The 2,309-nt window shown below is 29.6% G+C and carries 2 protein-coding genes; both read left to right on the top strand.

What is annotated here, in order from left to right:
* The first annotated feature begins 125 nt into the window (after window positions 1-125).
* Window positions 126-1,106: a hypothetical protein gene (locus Q4586_RS13925; protein WP_303529989.1), complete on the top strand. Its 981-nt coding sequence runs from the start codon at window positions 126-128 to the stop codon at window positions 1,104-1,106.
* Window positions 1,107-1,387: 281 nt separating this feature from the next.
* The gene (locus tag Q4586_RS13920; RefSeq protein ID WP_303529987.1) at window positions 1,388-2,098 is read left to right on the top strand and encodes an SIMPL domain-containing protein; all 711 of its coding nucleotides are present in this window, start codon (window positions 1,388-1,390) and stop codon (window positions 2,096-2,098) included.
* Window positions 2,099-2,309 lie beyond the last annotated feature (211 nt).

The following is a 2,309-nucleotide window of genomic DNA, read 5'->3' as shown; positions in this document are numbered from 1 at the left end:
GCACTTTTACTATCTTTGGTTTAAGTTCGGAAAATTGCTGCGCTCTTTTCCGTAACGAAACCATACACAAGTACGTTAGGCACAAGCACAAAACATGAATATATATAACTATAAAAAAAATTATTATGAAAAAAAGAATTTTATTATTTACTATTATTGGAACGAGTTTTAGTCTTTTTGCTCAGAATGAAATTGTAAATGGACTATTAACTGTAAATGGAAGTATTATAGCAAAAAAAAATCAAACATCTACATTTAATTACCCAAGCCTAACTTCAAGAGGAGATATATTTCAATTATATAAAAATGTTAATAATACATTAGAAATTGGAGTTGGAGGAAAATCTAATACTAGACGATCTTGGATTTTATCAAGACATAGTGATATTAGTGGCTCATATGGAAAATACTATAGCACACTTCATTTACAGCCAGACACAGGAAACAAAACTCAATATAAAGGTATAGCAATAGGTTTTAACCCAAGTTCTCATGTTTCCACAGGAACTCATTTAGCAGTTAACGGAAATGTTGGAATTGGAACTACTAATCCTTTAGCTAAATTGACTTTATTTGGAACAAATAGTGAAGGTTGGGAATCTGGAATAGAATTAAAAAGAGAAGATGGTGGAAATGGTAAAATAGTAGTAGACTCTCAAGGTATGAAATTGAGAACAATCCAACATGGTGACGGTTTTTATTTTAGAAATGCTGCAAATGCAACATCAATGTATATTTCAGATAATTTAAATGTTGCTATATATGGAAAATTAGAAACAAAAGAAGTGAAAGTAACACTAACTCCAACTGCTGATTTTGTTTTTAAAAATGATTATAAATTACCATCTTTAAACTCTGTAGAAAAACATATAAAACAAAAAAAGCATCTTCCAGAAATTGCGTCAGCTAAAGAAATGAAGAAAAATGGAGTTAATATTGGGGAGTTTCAAATCCAGTTATTACAAAAAATTGAAGAATTAACACTTTATACCATTGCACAAGAAAAGAAAATTGAAAAGGTTGAAAAAGAAAATGAATCTTTAAAATTTTTAGCAACTAAATATCTTGAATTACAAATAAGATTAGAAAAACTGGAAAAAGAATAAAAGCCAGATGCCTAACACAGTATAAAATTAATTGCTAGTGTTATCCTATTTACGAAAGTCTTTGCGGACTTTCTATCTGTGATTTATTTGCGAACTTTAGTCCTTAAAACACGCAACTAATCTTATACAAACATGTTAGGCAACATTTGAAAAAAAATCGTGCTAAATAACAAACATACTAATTGAAAAGGCTAATTCACTCATTCTAACTTTTAAGAAACTAAATGAAATCATAGTTTCGACGAAAGAAATAAATAACGAATTAACCAAACTAAAAAATAATGAAAAAATTAGGACTTTTACTTATCATCGGATTTTTGACTTTCCAAAGTCATTCTCAAACTAAAAATTTTATCGACCAACCTTTTTTGGAAACAATTGCGGAAGTTGACACTTTAGTAACGCCAGATAAAATTCATTTGATGATTATATTAAATGAGGAAGATAATCGCAATCGAAAATCGACAGAGGAATTAGAGGCATCTATGTTTAAGGTTTTAAAGACTTTGAATATTGATTTAGAAAAATCACTTTCTGTAGTAGATTATAGTAGCGACTTCAAAAAATATTTTCTTGCTGGACAAAAAGTACTGAAAACGAAAATGTTTTCTTTGATTTTAAAAGATGCTCAAACTGTTGGAAAAGTTATGGCAGGTTTAGAACGTGAGGAAATTTCTAATGTATCTATTTCTAAAACTGAATACTCGAAATCTGAACAATTACTGCTTGAATTAAGAACCAAAGCTATTTTGAAAGCGAAACGGAATGCAGAAAATATGGTTCAACCCTTAAATCAAAAAATAGGAAAAGCAATCTATGTTTCTGATTTAGAAACTGCATCTATTACGAGCCAACTGCAAGGCAAAGTAGCTGGAATTCAAATTAGAGGAGCTTCAAGTATTTATGGAAATCGTGCAAGTGAAGATATTATGATTGATTTTGAGAAAATGGAGTTTTCAGCTAAAGTCAATGTAAAATTCATAATCGAATAAAAAACGTTGCCTAACACCGTATATAATTTATTGCTGGCTTCTCGCCTACTTACGAAAGTCCTCTCGGACTTTCTTGGTTGGTAATTATTTACTAAATTAGTTGCTTAAACCACGCAACAAACCATATACAAACACGTTGCCAGCAATACGGAAAAAATTGCATACATCATATTTCGTACGTATATTTGTACTTTAAAAAATACAATATTAT

Origin of the sequence: Tenacibaculum soleae (assembly GCF_030549005.1) — a bacterium.
In the GTDB taxonomy this organism is placed as follows: Bacteria; Bacteroidota; Bacteroidia; order Flavobacteriales; family Flavobacteriaceae; genus Polaribacter; species Polaribacter soleae.
This window is presented reverse-complemented; position numbering and strand designations above follow the sequence as displayed.